Raw genomic sequence first — 3,339 nt, forward strand, 5'->3', positions numbered from 1 at the left:
CCTTCGGCGACCCTCGTCGGGAACGTGCCCCCCGAACATGAAGTTCGGTTGGCTACGCCATAGGGTACTGACCTCTTTCGAGAGCATCAAGAGCCACTCCGTTCTTCCTCTTGACCCTCTCTAGCTGGCTGCATCACTAGAATCGATGAATGGGGTTAGTAAAGGGGCAAGCGAAGCGAGACGCCGTAGGGCAACCCTTTACTAACGTAAAAGAGCCAAAACCGTATCCACCGGAGGTGGTTTGCAGATGTTTTTGTGCAACCACCTCCTGCTCCCGAAGGGCGGGGGGAATGTTGGCTCCACCTTTCAAAGGTGGAAGGTCGCCCTGGGGCGAGATTGGTGGGGGTATTTTATATTAATTGGAGAGCAAAAAGCTTGTAATACATTGTATGACAAATAGTAGATATCCCTTAATTTTCAAGAGTAAAATGTATTACATTGCTTAAAAAACTTTTTGTATTATTATATGGATTTTTACTTATCAAGGATTGAAAAGCTAGTGGATTTATAAAAATAATTTTAATGTATGACAATGTATGACATATGCCTTGTAAGCCTTTAAAATCAAGCAATAAATGTATTCAAAAAAATTTAAAGATAAAGATAAAAAAACTTCTACAAGAGTTTCGAGGACTCATAGTAGAAGTTAAAATAGAAGTAAAAAAACATTCAAATATGGTAAGTTCAATTTAGAAGCCATATGAAATTTGGTTTATTTATCTTCTCTAAAATCTGTATTTTCATAATCATCACCAGGCATTTCATAAACAGGTACAGATTCTCCTTCTGAAGTATGTAATTCTATATTATTACTAATTGGGGGACTTATATTTGAATTTTGATTATTTTTGGGTACTAATGTCTTTACAATGGTAATTCCTATTCCTATAAGCACAATAATTAAAATTGCAAATAAAATAAATAGTTTATTATTATTTTTCAAAATCATTCTCCTTTTTTATGGCTTTTATATAAATTTATTATATATTAACACAATTGAAGAAGTAAACTAATGCATTTAATAAAAAGCATCTCTTAAATTAGAGGTGCTTTTTATTGATTTGTTCGCTTCACCTTTGAAAGGTGGAAGTCCCCAGGGGGACTATAGGGGTCTTTTTATGAGGTAAGCCATAGCTAGAGATTAGTACCTTAAGTACTTAGAAAAGAGTAATTTTTAGGTTAAATTGATAAAAACGTTGGTATTACTAGGCTTATTGATATTTTGCTTGTACTGATTTTTCATAACGTTTGTACTGATTTTTCAGTACATCAACATTTTACTTTTATGTAAATAAATTCCATTAATGGGGCTCAATGTAATGTTTTTTTCAGTACAAATGTATTGATTTTTCAATACGATATACTTTATAATGAATTTAAGAAAGTGAGGGTTTATAATGGCTAAGGAGAAAAAAGAAAATAGTATTTTATATAGTGGTGTAGATGAATGGGTTAACACTAGAACAGGAGAAGTAATCCATGCCAATCAGATAATAAAAAAGACCGATAGAAATGGTTTTATGATTACATACCTATCAGCTATTATCAATCTGATTGAAAGCTTAGGGAATCGAAAAATGCAAGTTGTAAAATATATCTTGGAAAATATGGACAAATCTACTAATACGTTAATCATAACTAATAGAGAATTAGCTGAAAAATCGGGGACATCTTTGGATACTGTTACAAAAACTATAAAAGTTTTAAAGGCTGCAAAGATAATTAATACAAGAACAGGAGCAATTATGATAACTCCTGAATTGGTACATAGGGGTAAGAAATCTAAAGAACAGTTTTTACTTACAAGATTTCAAGAATTTGGGGATAGTGAAGAATCAAATAAGGAATCAGAAGAATAAAGGGTAAGTCGTGATCTGCATACGCAGAAGTACGACTTACCCTTTTTATCTTCCTCTATCCATAGAGCGAAATTTAGTCTTTTTCAAATCTTTTTCTGCTTGATAAAAAGATTTTTCTATGTCGGGTCTTTTTTTGAAAACATCAGAAACCCTTTGAATCTCTGCCTTTGCCACCCTAAGATGTTTAGCAAGTTCCTCATTAAGACTTTTTGCCTTTTTTAATTCGCCTTCTAAAGTCTTTATACGCTCCCCTGAAGATGACTTCTTAAACTCCCTTATCCTATCCTCAATCTCATTACGTTGACGTTTTAAAGCATGAATTTCATTAGCTGAAACATGCTTAGCTTCCCACATTTCCTTTGGTACAGTTACATATTCCTGCTTATGAATTAATCCTTTTTTTGTGACTTCGGCATATTCGGGGTACATAACTGATATATCACTATCTCTTTTAGCCTGATCTAAATAAGCTTTATATGCATTGTATTCGGCTTGTAGAGGTACAATGCTATCTTCTATAGCCTTGGCTTCTTCTTGGGCCTTAGAAACGATTTTAGACACTTTCTGCTTGATTTTGGATACTTCCTCTATGGCAGTACCCCTTTTTAATTCATCTATGCTTTTATTCCCCTCTTTGGTGGCTTCATTTAAAATATCCACCTCATGCCCAAGTGTACGTTCTAAATGCTTCTCCAAATCCTTGTGGAAGCTCTGTAAGTCATTTCTAGTAATTACCTCTTTGGCACTCACCTTTTCTATGCCCTTATTCTTATCAAATGCTACAGGAACAAAGGCAAAGTGCATATGAGGGCTTTTTTCATCTAAGTGGACATAAGCAGAAATAACATTCTTTTCACCATAGCGATTAGCCAAAAAATCATATGTATTTTTAAAAAATGCTTTTTCCTCCCCTTGATTCAAATTCTTTGGAGCAGTTACAACCCAAGAACACATTACATTTACATCTTTACGATTAAGGCACTGGACTTCACTACATCTTTGACGAATAAATTCTATCTGATTATGCTCTGGAGCAAGATTATAATTTTGATCAGATTTTTCCGTATTAATTTCTTGATTTCCGAATCTAATGTAATCCCCATTGGCATCTTTACCCCTTTCAAAATGCTTAGTTAAATGCCCTGTTGCTGACTTAGTGTATTTCTGACAGTTAGCCATTTTTCAACCCCATTCCATATTAAAGTTACCTTCAAGTATAGTCGCACTTGAACCATAACTCAATATGGTATAGCAAGTTATACCAAAAATTTTGGTAACTTGCCCCTAAAGGGGAAAGGGCTTTGCCCTCGCTTCGCTCACCCACAATCCCCGAGGGGCTTGACCCCCCTTTTTCCTATTTGCCTTCGGCGACCCTCGTCGGGAACGTGCCCCCCGAACATGAAGTTCGGTTGGCTACGCCATAGGGTACTGACCTCTTTCGAGAGCATCAAGAGCCACTCCGTTCTTCCTCTTGACCCTC

Annotated in this window: 3 protein-coding genes; 1 reads left to right on the top strand and 2 read right to left on the bottom strand. The window is 35.4% G+C overall.

Translation table 11 applies throughout. The features are described 5' to 3' along the window. Positions 1–712: 712 nt before the first annotated feature. The gene (locus tag H8718_RS19785) at positions 713–943 is read right to left on the bottom strand and encodes a hypothetical protein (protein ID WP_249334776.1); all 231 of its coding nucleotides are present in this window, start codon (positions 941–943) and stop codon (positions 713–715) included. Positions 944–1,397: 454 nt separating this feature from the next. Between H8718_RS19785 and H8718_RS19790 the strand changes: the two genes are divergently transcribed. After that, the gene (locus H8718_RS19790; RefSeq protein WP_249334777.1) at positions 1,398–1,859 is read left to right on the top strand and encodes a replication/maintenance protein RepL; all 462 of its coding nucleotides are present in this window, start codon (positions 1,398–1,400) and stop codon (positions 1,857–1,859) included. Positions 1,860–1,904: 45 nt separating this feature from the next. On the opposite strand, the gene mobV is transcribed toward H8718_RS19790, so the two are convergent. Beyond that, positions 1,905–3,038 (bottom strand): MobV family relaxase, encoded by a 1,134-nt coding sequence (gene mobV / locus H8718_RS19795; protein WP_249334778.1) that lies wholly within the window; start codon positions 3,036–3,038, stop codon positions 1,905–1,907. Between the last annotated feature and the right edge of the window lie 301 nt (positions 3,039–3,339).

The organism is Zhenhengia yiwuensis (assembly GCF_014384995.1).
GTDB classification, from domain to species: Bacteria; Bacillota; Clostridia; order Lachnospirales; family Cellulosilyticaceae; genus Zhenhengia; species Zhenhengia yiwuensis.